This window comes from Mesobacillus sp. LC4, assembly GCF_053543455.1.
This window is the reverse complement of the sequence record NZ_JBGCUB010000003.1, coordinates 1-15,825: the sequence shown is the minus strand read 5'-3', so window position 1 is coordinate 15,825 and position 15,825 is coordinate 1. Positions and strand designations below refer to the sequence as shown.

Here is a 15,825-nt window from a genome sequence, read left to right as displayed (position 1 = left end):
TCCGGAATTATTATAGAATCTTCTGGGATAGAGGGAATATATTCAATTAGTATTTAACAAATTGTTTATTGACCTTTTTGTGATAATACGGGCTTATAGATTCTGTCTATGAGCCCTTTTTCATGAGTAGTCCTCGGTTTGGGCATATGGAATTCGTCCCCTAGTCCTTTTTCATGGGTAGTCCTCGAATTGGTCATTAAGAATTTATCTATGAGCCCTTTTTCATAGCTATCCAATAATTTGTGCAACAAAAATTAAATGGCCCCGATTCAGCGGGGCCACTAACTTTTTTAATCATTCAGTTGATACGGCTGGGTCTGCTTGCTCTTTGACAGGAACGACCTGGATGAAGTGATCTTCCGGATGTTCCAGCAGAAGGGCAAGGTCAGCTGCTTCGCTTGCCTGGTCATGGTTTTTGACCATTTCAATGTAGTTGGCCAGTAATTCTTTTACATCATTGATCCCTTTATCTGATAGCGTTTCGATGGATACCTTGGCACCCTTGGCGATACGGCGGTTGATGGCTTCTTTTGTGAGTCCCATCTCTGGCTGGTGTCTCAGATAAACGACACCGCCTGTCATTCCTGCACAAATCCATGGTCCGGGATCGCCGAGAACGAGTCCTCGACCGTTTGTCATGTATTCAAAAGCAAAGCCTTTGATATTAGCGTTCGTTCCAATATTTCCGAATTCTTTTTCAGGAATAGGCTTTTTCACCTGTCCGCCGATGACCATATCGGCTCCTGACAGACGGATTCCCGCACGAGCGTCGGCATCGCCCTGTGCTACCAGCAAACCTTTCTGGGCTCCGTAGCCAAATCCTTTGCCGACAGAGCCGTTGTAGAAACCGCCGTCCTTGCCAGGCGATTTTGCGATTAAGATTGCTCCGCCGAATGAAGTCTTGCCGACTCCGTCCTGGCCGCCGCCATCAATTTCAATATTGATGCCGTCTGTGTTGTAAGCTCCAAGACCGTTTCCGAGGATCGAGCCTTTGTAACGGAGCGAGACTGGCTGCAGCTTACGGTAGGAACCATCCAGACGTCCGCGCACCCTGTGGCATGAAACCCTGCTGGCCAGCACACGCTGCTCGGCAGTAACTGCTTGGAATTCACGTGACTGATGCAGTTCCTCATCAACAGCATCAAGGTATTCAGCGCCTGCTGCGACCTGGAGCTGGGCCGATGCCATTGCTGCAGCGGCTTCTTTCTGATGGGAAATCTGGCCGATTTCAAGCGGCTTCAGTAGGTAGGTCAGGTCGAGCATATCTTTTCCTTTGATCTGTTCCAGCAAGTCGGAACGGCCGACTGCTTCCTGCAGATTCTTGATGCCTGCAGATGCAGCTAGTGACTTAAGCTCATTGCCAAAAGCAGTGAACAAATTCATGATGCCCTGTACGGCAAGGTCGAATTGGCGCGGTACAAAACGGCGCAGTCCATGTTCTTTTGCCTGAGCTTCGGAATCGATTTGTGTAGCGATGCCGACATGGCAAGTGTCTAGGTGGCAGCCGCGGCATGTTGTACAGCCGATGGCAAGCATCGACAGTGTACCGAAACCTACGCGGTTTGCACCAAGAAGCATATATTTAATGACATCCTGCGCACTCTTCACGCCGCCATCAGCCCAGAGCTCGACATTGTCACGCAAACCTGCTTCAAGCAGGGCATTATGTGCAGCTTTAATGCCGATTTCAGCAGGGAGCCCAACATATTGAAGAGCGTGGATACGGGCAGCACCAGTACCGCCGTCGAAACCGCTCAATGTGATGATGTCCGCGCCTGCTTTTGCGATACCAACAGCAATCGTGCCGATATTCGGAACGACAGGGACTTTTACGGCAACACGAGCCTGGTCATTGGCAGTCTTAAGCTCATGGATCATTTGCGCAAGGTCTTCGATCGAATAGATGTCATGGTTATTGGAAGGTGAGATCAAATCTGAACCTATTGTCGCATTCCTTGCTTCCGCGATCTTAGCCGTAACCTTCGAGCCAGGAAGGTGTCCGCCTTCACCAGGCTTCGCTCCCTGGCCAATCTTTATTTCCAGAAGATTGGAGGAGTTCAGCAATTCAGCATTCACTCCGAAACGTCCTGAAGCAACCTGCTGGCCGCGGGTGCGCGGGTACTTTCCGAGCATATCCTTTATTTCGCCGCCCTCGCCGTTCATGCTGACCATGTTCAAGCGGTCGGCACCTTCTGCGTAAGCGCGGAAAGCAATTTCGTTTTGTGAACCAAATGACATCGATGCAATGACGAATGGCAGGCTGTGGTCACCGACACCAAGCTCAACTTCCTCAGGGGTGACACCTGCCTCAGTCTTTTTCAAGCCAGTCAAATGACGGATCGTTGTCGGGTTGCTGTCTTCCTGTTCGGTGATTTTTTCACGGTATACGCTGTAATCTCCAGTAGAAGCAACCTCGCCAATCGCCTTCCAGATTCGTGGGAAGAGGTGGAATGTTTTGCCGATTCGCTCTTTTTCATTCTGGAAATCTTCTGCTCTTTTCAATGCATCTTCTTTCATTGATTCGAAATTGTATGCAAGCTCATTGGAACCAAAGAAGTTTACGATCACTAAATAATCTGCTACTTCATCATTCAAGCCGATTGACGAGAATAGACGTCCGTATCCGCGCAATTCATGGATACCAATGGTAGAAATGACTTTTTCAAGACCTTTCGTCAAAGCACTATATAGGTTGACGAGCGGCTTTACGGAATCATCGAGCACGGTCATGAACATATAGTACGGGCTGACTGCATCTGCGCCGAGTCCAAGTGCGACGATAATGTCATGCAGCGACCTTAAAGATGCAGATCGTAAAAGAAGTGAGCAGTCCCGGCGCAAACCTTCTTTAACAAGTGCCTGGTCGATTGCCGAAACAACAAGATGAGGATCCAGCCAAAGAGCATTTTCCTGATGGGCGATTGCGTCGTCAAGGACAAGCAATGTCTTGCCCTCCTTAACAGCATCAATTGCCTCAACGGCAAGTCTTTCAAGCGCTTCTTTCACACTTTCATCATTGCGGAAAACCGTTTCCAGATAGGCTGCGAGTTTATCATCCTGATAGCATTGGATGACCTGATCCATGCTTGGCTGACCGGTTTGCTGTGAGACTTCGTAGCCTGCCTTTCCTTCAACAAGCAGAGGTGTGAGCAATTCTACTACTTTCCCTGTTTCTTTTTTACCGAAAAGGGAAGGGCGTTTTCCAAGTACAGTCCGGGTTGAGAAATGTTCAGCTTCACGATCTCGGTCAATTGCCGGATTTGTTACGACAGCAACGCTTTCTTTAATGAAATCAGCGATGTTCTTACGTTCGGGATTCATGGCAGCAAGCGGAGCATCATGCCCCAGCGAGCGGATTGGTTCGGCTCCTTTTTCAGCCATTTGCTCCACCAACTGGACATGGTCACGCTCCCAGCCGAATGCTTTATATTGTCCGTTATGGATCTTATCCGGATATGTCATAGTAATCGTTTTGCTAAGTTTCGTCCCCTCAATACGATGGCGCGCTTCCTGGAAAGCAAGACGTTCAGAGAAACGCTTGTAGACTTCACCCTGGAATTGCTCCATCTCGAACACTTCAATTGTGTCGCCATTCCATTTCAGGCCGACCTTTTCGCCTGGTGCGAGGGGTTTCGGATCACCCGTGTAGTCAGATGAAGGGATAATTCCCGGTTCTGATGAAAACAGGTAAGAGCTTTCGGTATCAACCATCCAGAGCGGGCGCAGGCCAAGTGCGTCGACACTGAAAACAGCTTCATCTCCAAAGCGTGAAATGATGCCGGCCGGTCCCTGGGCAAAATGGCCCCATGCTTCACGAATATAAGTATATAAATCTTGCAAATGTTCCGGATACGCTTTGATTTCATTGATGATTGGCGGAAACATCATGTCCATTGCCTCAAATAATGAATAACCGTCACGACAAATAAACGTTTCAAGTGTGCGGCTAAGATCCTGTGAGTCGCTGCCGTCTTTCACGAGCGGAACATTGACCATGCGAGCTTCATCGCGAAGTCTGGCAATTGTATTGATTTCACCATTATGGCCAAGGACGCTGAACGGCTGGACACGGAAAAAGCTTGATAGAGTATTAGTTGAATAGCGGTTATGTCCAAGTGTCATTGTCGATGCTACGAGCGGGCTTGCCAGGTCATGATAATACTTAGGAAGAATATCACCAGCGCCCATAACCTTATAAACAGCATGGTATTGGCTAAGGGAAGCCACATGCACCTGTTCGTTTTTCTCAAAATCTACAATCATATTAAATAATTTGCTGGAAAGATCCCGGCCTGCTTCGTTTGAAAGGCATGCAAACTGCCAGAATACAGGATTCTCCTGAATCGCAATCGGGCCTAGCGCTCCGGAGTCAGTGACATCGGTCGATGAAAAAATCAGCTCCATATTCTGTTCTGCAAGCTTTGCTTCAAGCTTTTCCTGAATCGTTTTTGCCTGCTCGGTCCTTGTGATAAAAACATGTCCGACCACAAAGTGCTCTTTATCGACGGCATTAACATCTGCACCCGCTGCTGAAAGCTTTTCCTTCCAGAGAGCGCGTGGGATGTCGATGTGCACTCCAACACCGTCGCCCTCGCCATTGATAAAGCCAGCGCGGTGGTTCATCGTGACCAGGCCGTTGATACAGTGGAAAATATTCTCGCGGGTAGGGGTTTTCTTTTTTTCAATGCTGGCAACAATACCGCACGCATCGTGTTCGAATCTTGAAAATTCTCTAAATTGGGAAGGGTTCCATTGTGTTGTCATAAAAATCGGCTTATAAAGGGTCTTTTAAGCCGTTTCACCTCCTGAAAAAATAATCTATGATCTGTTGTTTGATAGCTTGGTACATGAGGGTGTAACTCTAAGACGGGAATTTAAAGCAGGGATTTTAAGCGGCCACTTGAATGGCAAATTTTAAAATATTAATTGCAATCATATCATAAGAATTTTCAGAAATCAATTAATTATACATTAATTTGGATGGAGGATTGTTACAGAAGTGAAGGTAGGAATAAAATACACCTTGAAATGTAAACGGTTTCATTTAGGGTAAAAAAAATAACAGGCACCGAGTTGGCACCTGTTATGTATAAAAATCTGTATATTTATTCATTGGCCATTGAATAAAATGCCTGATCAACTGCGTGCAGGGTTGCTTCGATATCTTCTTGGGAGTGGGCGATGGTCACGAACCAAGCTTCATATTTTGAAGGTGCGAGGTTGATTCCTTGCTCAAGCATCAGATTGAAGAAGCGTGCGAACATTTCGCCATCCGTGTTCTCTGCCTGCTCATAATTCATGATTTTTTCTTCTGTAAAATAGATGGTCAATGCACCCTTCAATCGATTAATGGTGATTGGGATACCATGCTTGCTTGCGGAAGAAGTGATTCCTTCCTCGAGCATCGCGCCAAGCTGGTCGAGATATTCATAGACACCATCCTGTTTAAGGACCTCGAGGCAAGCGATGCCGGAAAGAATGGAAGCCGGGTTTCCAGCCATCGTACCAGCCTGATAAGCAGGCCCAAGTGGTGCTACCTTTTCCATGACTTCGGCTCGTCCGCCGTAAGCACCGATTGGCAGGCCGCCGCCAATGATTTTGCCCATAGCAGTCAAATCCGGCGTAATTCCCAACATGTCCTGAGCCCCGCCATACATAAAGCGGAAAGCAGTGATGACTTCATCAAAAATGATCAACGAACCAGCCTGATGGGTAAGCTCCTTCACTTCATCTAAAAAGCCGGGTTTAGGCTCGACGATTCCAAAGTTGCCGACAATCGGTTCCACAAGTACTGCCGCAATCTGGTCGCCCCATTTTTCAAGAGCTTGCTTAAAAGGTTCAATATCATTGAATGGTACGGTGATGACTTCTTGGGCGATGCTTTTTGGGACACCCGCTGAGTCTGGAGTTCCAAGAGTAGATGGTCCAGAGCCCGCCGCAACTAGTACCAGATCAGAATGGCCATGATAACATCCCGCGAATTTGATGATTTTATCCCGTCCTGTATAAGCTCTTGCCACACGGATTGTCGTCATAACTGCTTCGGTACCGGAGTTGACGAAGCGGACTTTATCCAAAGCTGGCATTGCTTCCTTGAGCATTTTTGCGAATTTCACCTCATGCGGTGTTGGTGTTCCATAAAGGACGCCAGTTTCAGCGGCCTTTTTGATCGCTTCTGTTATATGCGGGTGAGCATGACCAGTGATGATTGGGCCATATGCCGCTAAATAATCGATATATTGATTGCCGTCCACATCCCAGAAGTAGGCCCCCTGGGCACGCTCCATCACGATAGGGGCACCGCCGCCGACCGCCTTGTAAGAACGGGATGGACTATTGACACCGCCTACGATATGTTCAAGAGCTTCAGTATTTATTCGCTCAGAATTCGTTCTTTGCATCGTAAAACCTCCTATATGTAACTGCTTTTCTATTTTATCATTATTTCTGTTTTTTACAGATTGTTTCACTTTTCATTCATCTTCAGCGAAAAAGAAGCTCAGTATTGGATCAGCATTTCCTTGGTCATTCAACATTCCTCCTTTTTGCGGTTAAACTATCCTAGAAGATTCAAGGGTAATCAGGCATAGCATTTGTTATAACTGGGACATGCAAAGGTAATGAGGCATAGCATTTGTTTTACCCAGGAGGATTGGCTAAACTGTTTGAGTGACCAAAGGAGGAAATACATATGAATGCGATTGAAGTGAACGGATTGCGGAAGGAATTCAAGGCATATTCGAGCCGGTCCGGATTATCGGGAGCCTTTCGTGATCTTTTTACACGTAATTATAAAATCGTTCCTGCAGTGAACGATATCAACTTTACTGTCAAACAGGGAGAGATGGTCGGTTATATTGGGGAAAATGGAGCCGGGAAATCGACGACAATCAAGATGCTGACCGGGATCCTGACCCCAACTTCAGGGAGTGTCATCGTCAATGGCATGAATCCCCATAAGGAAAGGGAAAGATTCGTCCAGACGATAGGTGTCGTATTCGGCCAGCGTTCCCAGCTCTGGTGGGACATTGCTGTCCAGGAATCTTTCCGGCTATTGAAAAAGGTTTATAAAGTTTCAGACGCTCAGTATAACGAGCATATGGATCATGTCATCAGAACGCTGGACCTTGAACCGTTGCTCGATAAGCCGGTGAGGAAGCTCTCCCTCGGGCAAAGGATGCGGTGTGAGCTTGCGGCCGCGCTCATCCATAATCCACCGCTCCTGTTCCTTGACGAGCCGACGATTGGTTTGGACGTGCTCGTTAAATTGAAAATCAGGGAGTTCTTAAAAGAAATCAATGAAAAGTACAATACGACAATCTTGCTTACGACCCATGACCTGACTGATATCGAAGCATTATGCGAGCGAGTGGTTATGCTTGATGAAGGAAATATCATCTATGATGGCGCGCTGAAAAGCCTGAAGGAAAAATGGGGAGAAGGAAAGGAAATCAGCTTTGAATTCCTTGAAAGAGCCGAACTCAGCCGGCTTGAGATGTTGACGGGAGACCTTGATATCAAATGGGAGCTGAATGAAAGAAAACAAATTTATACTGCGTTGACAGGGGATGATGAGGAAATAGTATCCCAGGTGATTGCCCGGACAGTTGCTGCCTATAAGGTAAGGGATGTCAAAATCAATGAGCCGTCCACAGAAGAAATCATCCGCAACATCTATGATAAAGGGATGATGCAGCATGGATAAATATATCGAAATGATCCGCATCCGTTTTTTGATGATGTTGGCATACAGGACCAATTACTACACAGGGATCTTGATATACAGCATCAATATCGGGGCCTACTACTTTCTCTGGAATGCGATTTACGGCGGGAAAAGTGAGATTGAAGGCTTGAGTGCCATCCAAATGACGACATATGTAGCGGTTGCCTGGATGGCCAGAGCGTTTTATTTTAACAATATCGACAGGGAAATGGCGACGGAAATCAAGGAAGGCAAGGTAGCCGTTGAATTGATCAGGCCATACAGCTATCTCGGGATGAAAACGATGCAGGGACTTGGCGAAGGAGTCTTCAGGCTGTTCTTTTTCTCGGTGCCAGGCATGGTCATCGTCGCCTTGATATTTCCGATGGAGTTTTCGGCGGATGCCGCGACGTGGGGGTTGTTCGCGCTTTCGATTGTGCTTAGCTTTTTCATCAACACACAACTGAACCTGCTGACGGGAATTACCACTTTCTTTCTATATAATAATACAGGCCTGATCCGGGCCAAGCGCGTCCTGATTGATTTGTTTTCGGGATTGCTTCTGCCGATCAGCTTTTTTCCAGGCTGGGCTCAGGAAGTTATGGGATTCCTACCGTTCCAGGGAATCAGCTATATTCCAAGCATGATTTTTACAAATGGATTCACAGGGAGCCAGGCAGTTGAAGGGCTGCTGCTCCAGTCTGCCTGGGTGTTGATCTTGCTGATCCCGATCCGGATCCTTTGGGTCATCGCTAAAAAACAACTGATTATACAGGGAGGGTGACGAATGTTTTACATCAGCATGTTTTTTCAATATGTCGCCCAGTATATGAAAACGAGGCTCGAATACCGGGCGGATTTGATTGTTGAAATTTTCTCGGATTTATTGTTCCAGGCTGTCAACTTGATTTTTATCCTGGTAGTCTTTGACCATACCGAATTCCTCAATGGCTGGAGCCGTGATGAAATCATCTTTATTTATGGATTTTTCCTTGTGCCGTATGCGCTCTTTTCGTCATTCTTCAATATATGGGATTTCAATGAAAGGTATATCGTAAAAGGGGAGCTGGACAGGATCCTGACAAGGCCGATCCATAGCCTGTTTCAGATTATTCTCGAACGGATGGAGCTGGAATCATTGTTCGGAGCAGTGACCGGGCTGGCCGTCATGTTTTATGCAGGAAGCCGTCTCGGGCTTGAGGTAAGCTGGTCAGATCCTTTCTTGTTTATTTTGTTCGTTTTGGGCGGTGTTCTAGTATACGCCGGCATATTCGTGATGATCGCCTGCATCAGTTTCTGGGCTGATGCGCGGACCTCTATCATGCCGATGATGTACAATATCGGCAACTACGGACGCTATCCAGTAGATATTTATAACAAGGCAATCCGGTTTGTGCTGACCTGGATCTTGCCATTCGCTTTCGTCGGAGTATACCCGGCAGCCTACTTCCTCGGCCGCGATGAGTGGTACGGTTACTCTTTTTTAACACCAGTGATCGGGCTTGTGTTTTTCAGTCTTTCAGTTTTCATTTGGAATGAAGGCGTGAAAAGATACCGGGGAGCCGGCAATTAAATATTTTCATTTTAAGCTGCGGTCGGGTGTAGGCCGTGGTTTTTTTGTTTTGAGGGCGGAATGAGAATTAACTTGCTGATGGATGCACTATTAGGGGATTCAGGTTAAAAAGCGCTATCCATAAGCCTGATGGAGACGCGAAAAGAATAGCTCGGCGTAAAAAGCGCTATCCATAAGCCTGATGGCGACATGAAAAACAGCGTTCCGCGTAAAAAGCGCTATCCAAAGGTCCGATGGAGACATGAAAATTTGCGCCCGACCTAAAAAGCGCTATCCATAAGCTTGATGGAGACGCGAAAAGAATAGCTCAGCGTAAAAAGTGCTATCCACAAGCCTGATGGAGACGCGAAAAGAATAGCTCAGCGTAAAAAGCGCTATCCATAAGCCTGATGGAGACGCGAAAAGAACAGCTCAGCGTAAAAAGTGCTATCCACAAGCCTGATGGAGACATGAAAAGCAGTGTTCAGCGTAAAAAGCGCTATCCATAGGTCCGATGGAGACATGAAAACGGACAACGACAGAAAAAGCGCTACCCAAAGAAATGATCGAAGCGGAGCTCGGACAATACCCGGCATGATTGATGGACTTGCTTGCATACTCGTGAATTCACCAGCGTATAGTGAATGGAGAGAAGCAGGAAATGAGGCTTGGATATGCAATTTTACATTTCGATTATATTGATTATTTTAGCGATACTTCTAAGTCTAAGGACATTATTCATTCCGCATAAGATTAAAGGCAAACAGGTATCTTTTGAAAACTTCGTCACGCTTGCACTGATTTATGCTACGGTAATGGCGGGCTTTGGACTATTGTATTATTTGCTTGATTTGAAAGGGATCTGGGTGTTGTCAGACGTGAGCATGCGCCCGAGCACATCCTCGTATGAAAGGATGTCCACAAGCCTTTACTTCAGTGCCATTACGCTATTTTCGGTCGGGTATGGAGATATCGCGCCGGTCGGAATAGGGAGAGCGATCGCGGTGTTGGAAGCGCTGATTGGCTACACGATTCCCGCTGCATTCGTGACGAGGGCGATGTTTGACCAAAAACGATCATAATACACTCCTTTGATTTGTATTCTAACCCAAAATTAGATAGGCTAAAGATAAGAGAACTGATTTTGGAGGGATACATAATGACACTGGAAATAGGTGAAAAAGCACCGGCATTTGAACTGCCGGCCAGCAATGGAGAAACGGTTAAGCTTACTGATTTTGCAGGTAAGAATGTCGTACTATATTTTTACCCGAAGGACATGACTCCTGGCTGTACAACGGAAGCTTGCGATTTCAGGGATCACCATGAGAGTTTTGAGGGGTTGAACGCAGTAGTCCTAGGAGTGAGTCCTGATCCAATCAACCGCCATGAAAAATTCGTTGAGAAGCACGGTTTGCCTTTCCTGCTGCTGGCAGATGAAGAACACAAGACTGCCGTGGATTACGGAGTTTGGCAGCTGAAAAAGAACTTTGGCAAGGAATACATGGGAATTGAACGGTCAACCTTTATCATTGATAAGGATGGCAATCTTGCAAAAGAATGGCGTAAAGTGAAAGTGAAAGGCCATGTTGAAGAGGCCCTTGCGTATATAAAAGAAAATCTTTAAGCACAGGACAGCCGTTAGTGGCTGTCTTTTTGCTGATTTGGCTATATCTATAAGCTATAATAGGATATGATAATAAAACTATGACCAGTCAGTCATTCTTATTTTAAACAGTTGGGGAGGCTTTAAGGGTGAAGGAAAAAGAAAAAGCAATCATTGAAGCTGCGATCAAGTTATATGCGACTAAAGGATTTGCATCCACCTCAATCCAGGAAATCGTTTCTGAAAGCGGAATCTCCAAGGGAGCATTCTATTTATACTTTAAATCAAAGGATGCTTTATTGATCGCAATCCTTGAATATTACTTTGACTATATCGAAAAGAAGCTTGAAGCGTATGAGAAAGAACAGCTGCCTCCTAGAGAAAAATTCGCATTTCAGCTGACTGCGTTATTCACGACGATGCTTGAACATAAAGAATTCATTATCATGCAATCAAGAGAACAGGCAATTCCGCTGAATGAAGAGGTAAAGGAATTGATGATTCGCAAGTATTATGAAGCGCAAATGTATTATCAAAACAGTCTGCGTGCCATTTATGGAAAGAAAGCTGAACCGCACCTCTGGGATTTGGCTCTCATGCTAGAGGGATTTTTTAATTCATATATGAAGTTGTTGCTTTTCAATCCGGATGGCTTCAAAATCGAGGAACTAGTGGGATATATACTGAGAAGGGTCGATTCGCTGGTGGATGGTCTCGAGGGGGAGAACCCTGTCGCTTCCGAAGAGAAAGTCAATGAATTGATCAATAAAACTAAAGCTTTTTTCAGAGCAGATGGCCAGGATGTAAAATCGATCCTCAAAAAGATGAAACATGAAATTTCCAATCTTGATCATAATCAAGACTTATTCGTTTCGCTGGATGTGCTGGAGAGTGAGGCAGAAAGGGAATCACCGCGGATTCCAGTTATCCAGGGAATGTTATCGAACTTTAAGGGGGAACCATCGCTGGATGCTTACAGAGAGGCAATCGCAAAGTTTTATCATGTAAAAGAATGATGGGCCGCCTATTTTTATCAATACAGGCTTCTGTCCATTCATTTTAGCGATAAGTGAATATCATTGTATTAGGGCATACCTCCTCAAACGACTTAGCGGGCTATAACAGCCCGCCTTTTTTTATGTTATAAAGGCTTGTAAGTTGTTTAAAAGAGTGAAAATTAATACAATTATTAATATGACTATAGAACGAAGGGTTTGGTTTGAATGAAAATTTACTCCTCTATTCTGCCTCTGGAGACTTTGCAGGAGGATGTGAAAAAGGAATTTCCGCAGATCAACTTTGAATTCCATAAAGGAATCAAGGAAGATTTATTTTTAAATGCAGAAATTTTCCTTACTTACGGCGAGGATTTAACTGAAGAACTTATATACAAGGCTGATAAATTGAAGTGGATTATGGTCATGTCAGCAGGACTGGATAGAATGCCATTCGAGGCCTGCAAGAAACGTGGGATTCTCGTTACCAACGTCAGGGGAATTCATAAAATACCGATGGCTGAATTTACAATCGGCATGATGCTGCAGCATGTTAAGCAAATGAGGTCTCTTTGGGCTAATGAGCAGACTAAGGCATGGGAGCGTAAATTGCCGATGGGAGAATTATACGGCAAGACATTGCTCATTCTAGGTATAGGAGCAATTGGAGGAGAAGTGGCGAGACTGGCGAAGGCCTTTAATATGAAAACAATTGGTGTAAATCGTAGTGGCCGTGATTCCGAGTGGGCAGACGAAATATTTACGATGCAGAACTATCAGGATGCCCTGCCACAGGCGGATTTCATTGTTTCGGTACTGCCTAGCACAAGTGAAACAAGGCATTTCCTCGACGGCAGTGATTTTGACTTGATGAAGGATACTGCAGTTTTCATTAATATCGGCCGTGGAGATTTGGTAAGAGATGAGGTTTTGCTGGAAGCACTTCAGGAAAAAAAGATAGCACATGCCTATTTGGATGTATTTTATGTGGAACCTTTGGATGAAAGCCACCCATTCTGGTTTATGGAAAATGTGACAGTAACGCCGCATATATCAAGCCTTACGAAAAACTATCTGCCAAGATCTTTTGAAATTTTTAAACATAATCTGCATACATATATAAAAAAAGGTTCGGATTATCTTAATGTTATTGACATGGATAGGGGGTACTAGGAGATGAAGATTTATACGAAGACGGGTGATAAAGGAACGACGTCGCTCATTTATGGAGCGAGAGTAGCCAAGAATGACAAGCGAGTAGAGGCGTATGGCACATGTGATGAGACGAATTCAATGATCGGTCTTGCTCTAAGTTATTTAAATGGAGAGTATTTCAGCGGCAAAGAAGATATGCAGGAGATATTCCATAAAATCCAGACAGCATTATTCCATGTCGGTGCAGAACTTGCTACTCCCTCTGGAAAAGATGTGAAGTGGACTCTTGAGGAAAAGAATATCAAAGAATTAGAGGAAAAGATCGATGCCTGGGATGCGGCTCTTCCGCAATTGACCAACTTCATCCTCCCGGGTGGACATCAGGCAGGAGCTACTCTGCATGTAGCAAGGACGGTCGCGAGAAGGGCTGAACGCCTGGCTGTTGAATTGGGCGAGGAAGTCAACCCGCTTGTCCTTTCATATTTGAATCGACTGTCTGACTTCCTGTTTGTCGCAGCAAGGTATGTGAATATGCATCTAGGTTCAAAGGAGCAGACATTGCATCAAGATTAATCCGATGCTGTATTTGTAGATGTTTATGATGTGGCAATATTGACAAAAGTGGAATGGAATTAGTACACTATTTATAAATATTATAAAATAAGAATTATAATCTAAAGTAAAGTGAGGTGCATGGCGGTGGTACAGAGTCAGTTAAAAGAAGCCCTGGATACTTTGAAAGATACAGGAGTCCGTATTACTCCGCAACGTCATGCGATACTCGAATTTTTAATAAACTCCATGTCGCACCCAACAGCTGATGAAATATATAAAGCGCTTGAAGGGAAGTTTCCAAATATGAGCGTAGCGACAGTTTATAACAATTTGAGAGTATTCCGTGAAGTTGGATTGGTAAAGGAACTGACATATGGAGATGCTTCAAGTCGTTTTGATTTTGTGACTTCCCACCATTATCACGTTATTTGTGACCAATGCGGGAAGATCGTTGACTTCCATTACCCAGGCCTTGATGAGGTGGAACACCTGGCTTCCCATGTAACGGGTTTTAAAGTCGGCAACCATAGAATGGAGATCTACGGTACTTGTCCGGATTGTTCTGCAAAGGAAGTTCATTAAACCAACTGCTGATGGCAAGAGCTATCAGTTTCTTTTTTTGAATCAAAGCAGGCTAATAAAAAAGAACTCGGCCTCGGCCGAGTTCTATTTTTTTTGTTTTCGGTTGTATTGTTCGTTAAACTCCTTGCCCTCAAGTGATGGATCAAGTGTTAACGGTTCATTGCAATACATGCAAATATCCACACGGCCGAGCATTTTGGTCTGTTTGCCACAGTTAGGACAGACAACCTGGACTGTTTTAGTCGATAACATACCAATCCAAAAGTAAACAACTGTGCTAGCGATGATGAATAGCAATCCAAGGATCATGAAAATGGTCATGACCAATGGGGAACTGCGAAAGAAAATACCTCCATACATAACGATGAAGCCTATGAAGATCAAGCTCAGCGCAAACGTGCGGATTTTATTTATTTTATTTGAATACTTTGCCATTGGAATTTCCCTCCCTAAAATCTAACTATATCATATCATTTGCGGCAAGATATCATAAAAAGTCTAAACGGATGTCGAAAATTGTCTGGAGAAAATGCAGGAGATTTTATATAATTGTCGAACATATATGCTAACAAACAAATGGAGGAGTTTATTATGGAGGATATCCTTCGTTCGATTTATCAAGAACGTGCAAGCCATCCTAATACAGTAGGAGTAGTGGTGGTCGAGAAGAGGCAAAAAGCCATCGCCGCAACCGATACTTTTGATGTCATCTTGCTTATTATAGTAAAAGAAAATAATGATCCTGTCTTTGTAAAGCATTATTCTTATGAAGATAAAAAAGCAGCAATGCATATTGTAACGGAGAAGCAAATCAATGATTGGCTTCTGATCGGCAATAACAAAAAAATCTTTGACTGGCTCTACAACGGCAAGATCGTTTTTGACCGGAATGAACGGATTGCCAACCTAAAGCACGAGCTCAGGGAGTTTCCTTTCTTCGGCCGGAAAATTAAAATGGGAATCGAATTTGCTAAATTGATCAGACGATATTCTGATGGGAAAGTACTCTTTGACAACTTTAATTATCTGGATGCTTATAATCATGTTGTCCATTCACTTCATCATTTGGCAAGATTAGCGGTCATTGAAAACGGGTTCCATCCGGAGATCACAGTATGGCACCAGGTTAAACAGATTGAACCGGAGATCTATAAGTTATATGAAGAACTGATTTGCAGTGAAGAGTCCATAGAAAAGCGGTTGGAGCTATTATTCCTGGCTAGTGAATTCTTGATCCATAAAAGAACGAAGGTAGGAAGCCAGCATCTGCTTGAATCGATGGAGAGTAAAGAGCACTGGTCATTCAATGAATTGATGACACATCCAGAGTTGGCCCCATACTCTGTAGATCTTGGTATTCTTGTGGAGTATTTGATTGAAAAGAAAGTTCTTGATGTAGTCAAGGTCGAAACAAAAGGACAAGGGATATTCCATAGATATTATAGAGTCACAGAAAAATTATCTTAAAAAAATAAAGAAACCCTATTGACCATTTAAAAAATACTTGGTATATTAATAACCGTCGCTGCGGAACACAGCAAAAACACTTCCGCGGCAGACGGTTGAAAACTTAAAAGTGTTTTACTGCTGATAACATTTTTCAAAAAAGATGTTGACAAGAAAAACACCGGATGTTATATTAGTAAAGTCGCTTCTGGGCGACACGCTAACTAAC

At 44.5% G+C, this 15,825-nt stretch carries 13 protein-coding genes; 10 read left to right on the top strand and 3 right to left on the bottom strand.

Translation table 11 applies throughout. The features are described from left to right. Window positions 1–294: 294 nt before the first annotated feature. Window positions 295–4,764 carry a glutamate synthase-related protein gene (locus AB5I83_RS10960; protein WP_448975301.1) on the bottom strand — a complete coding sequence of 1,490 codons (4,470 nt, stop codon included), beginning with the start codon at window positions 4,762–4,764 and terminating at the stop codon, window positions 295–297. Window positions 4,765–5,105: 341 nt separating this feature from the next. Beyond that, the gene (locus tag AB5I83_RS10955) at window positions 5,106–6,401 is read right to left on the bottom strand and encodes a glutamate-1-semialdehyde 2,1-aminomutase (RefSeq protein WP_448975299.1); all 1,296 of its coding nucleotides are present in this window, start codon (window positions 6,399–6,401) and stop codon (window positions 5,106–5,108) included. Window positions 6,402–6,691: 290 nt separating this feature from the next. Here AB5I83_RS10955 and AB5I83_RS10950 point away from each other — a divergent pair, with 290 nt between their 5' ends. From AB5I83_RS10950 to perR, 9 genes are all read left to right on the top strand, one after another. After that, entirely contained in the window at window positions 6,692–7,705 is a 1,014-nt protein-coding gene (locus AB5I83_RS10950; protein WP_448975297.1) for an ABC transporter ATP-binding protein, read from the top strand. Further along, window positions 7,698–8,489: an ABC transporter permease gene (locus AB5I83_RS10945; RefSeq protein WP_448975295.1), complete on the top strand. Its 792-nt coding sequence runs from the start codon at window positions 7,698–7,700 to the stop codon at window positions 8,487–8,489. The genes AB5I83_RS10950 and AB5I83_RS10945 overlap by 8 nt, the downstream gene beginning before the upstream one ends. Window positions 8,490–8,492: 3 nt before the next feature. Beyond that, entirely contained in the window at window positions 8,493–9,278 is a 786-nt protein-coding gene (locus AB5I83_RS10940) for an ABC transporter permease (RefSeq protein WP_448975294.1), read from the top strand. 653 nt (window positions 9,279–9,931) lie between these two features. Beyond that, complete coding sequence (locus AB5I83_RS10935; protein WP_167834532.1) at window positions 9,932–10,339, top strand: potassium channel family protein; 408 nt, start codon at window positions 9,932–9,934, stop codon at window positions 10,337–10,339. Window positions 10,340–10,416: 77 nt separating this feature from the next. Beyond that, a complete protein-coding gene (gene bcp, locus AB5I83_RS10930) occupies window positions 10,417–10,884 on the top strand; it encodes a thioredoxin-dependent thiol peroxidase (protein WP_448975292.1) in 468 nt (155 codons plus the stop codon). 128 nt (window positions 10,885–11,012) lie between these two features. Next, window positions 11,013–11,879: a TetR/AcrR family transcriptional regulator gene (locus AB5I83_RS10925; RefSeq protein ID WP_448975290.1), complete on the top strand. Its 867-nt coding sequence runs from the start codon at window positions 11,013–11,015 to the stop codon at window positions 11,877–11,879. Between the two features lie 207 nt (window positions 11,880–12,086). Continuing rightward, complete coding sequence (locus AB5I83_RS10920; protein ID WP_448975288.1) at window positions 12,087–13,031, top strand: D-2-hydroxyacid dehydrogenase; 945 nt, start codon at window positions 12,087–12,089, stop codon at window positions 13,029–13,031. A gap of 3 nt (window positions 13,032–13,034) precedes the next feature. Continuing rightward, window positions 13,035–13,586 (top strand): cob(I)yrinic acid a,c-diamide adenosyltransferase, encoded by a 552-nt coding sequence (locus AB5I83_RS10915; protein WP_167834528.1) that lies wholly within the window; start codon window positions 13,035–13,037, stop codon window positions 13,584–13,586. 120 nt (window positions 13,587–13,706) lie between these two features. Next, window positions 13,707–14,150: a peroxide-responsive transcriptional repressor PerR gene (gene perR, locus AB5I83_RS10910; protein ID WP_209438095.1), complete on the top strand. Its 444-nt coding sequence runs from the start codon at window positions 13,707–13,709 to the stop codon at window positions 14,148–14,150. Between the two features lie 84 nt (window positions 14,151–14,234). Here the strand turns inward: perR and AB5I83_RS10905 are convergent, their stop codons facing one another. Beyond that, window positions 14,235–14,585 (bottom strand): YgzB family protein, encoded by a 351-nt coding sequence (locus AB5I83_RS10905; RefSeq protein WP_448975285.1) that lies wholly within the window; start codon window positions 14,583–14,585, stop codon window positions 14,235–14,237. Window positions 14,586–14,741: 156 nt separating this feature from the next. On the opposite strand from AB5I83_RS10905, the gene AB5I83_RS10900 reads away from it, so the two are divergent. Then, window positions 14,742–15,617 carry a nucleotidyltransferase-like protein gene (locus tag AB5I83_RS10900; protein ID WP_167834526.1) on the top strand — a complete coding sequence of 292 codons (876 nt, stop codon included), beginning with the start codon at window positions 14,742–14,744 and terminating at the stop codon, window positions 15,615–15,617. Window positions 15,618–15,825 lie beyond the last annotated feature (208 nt).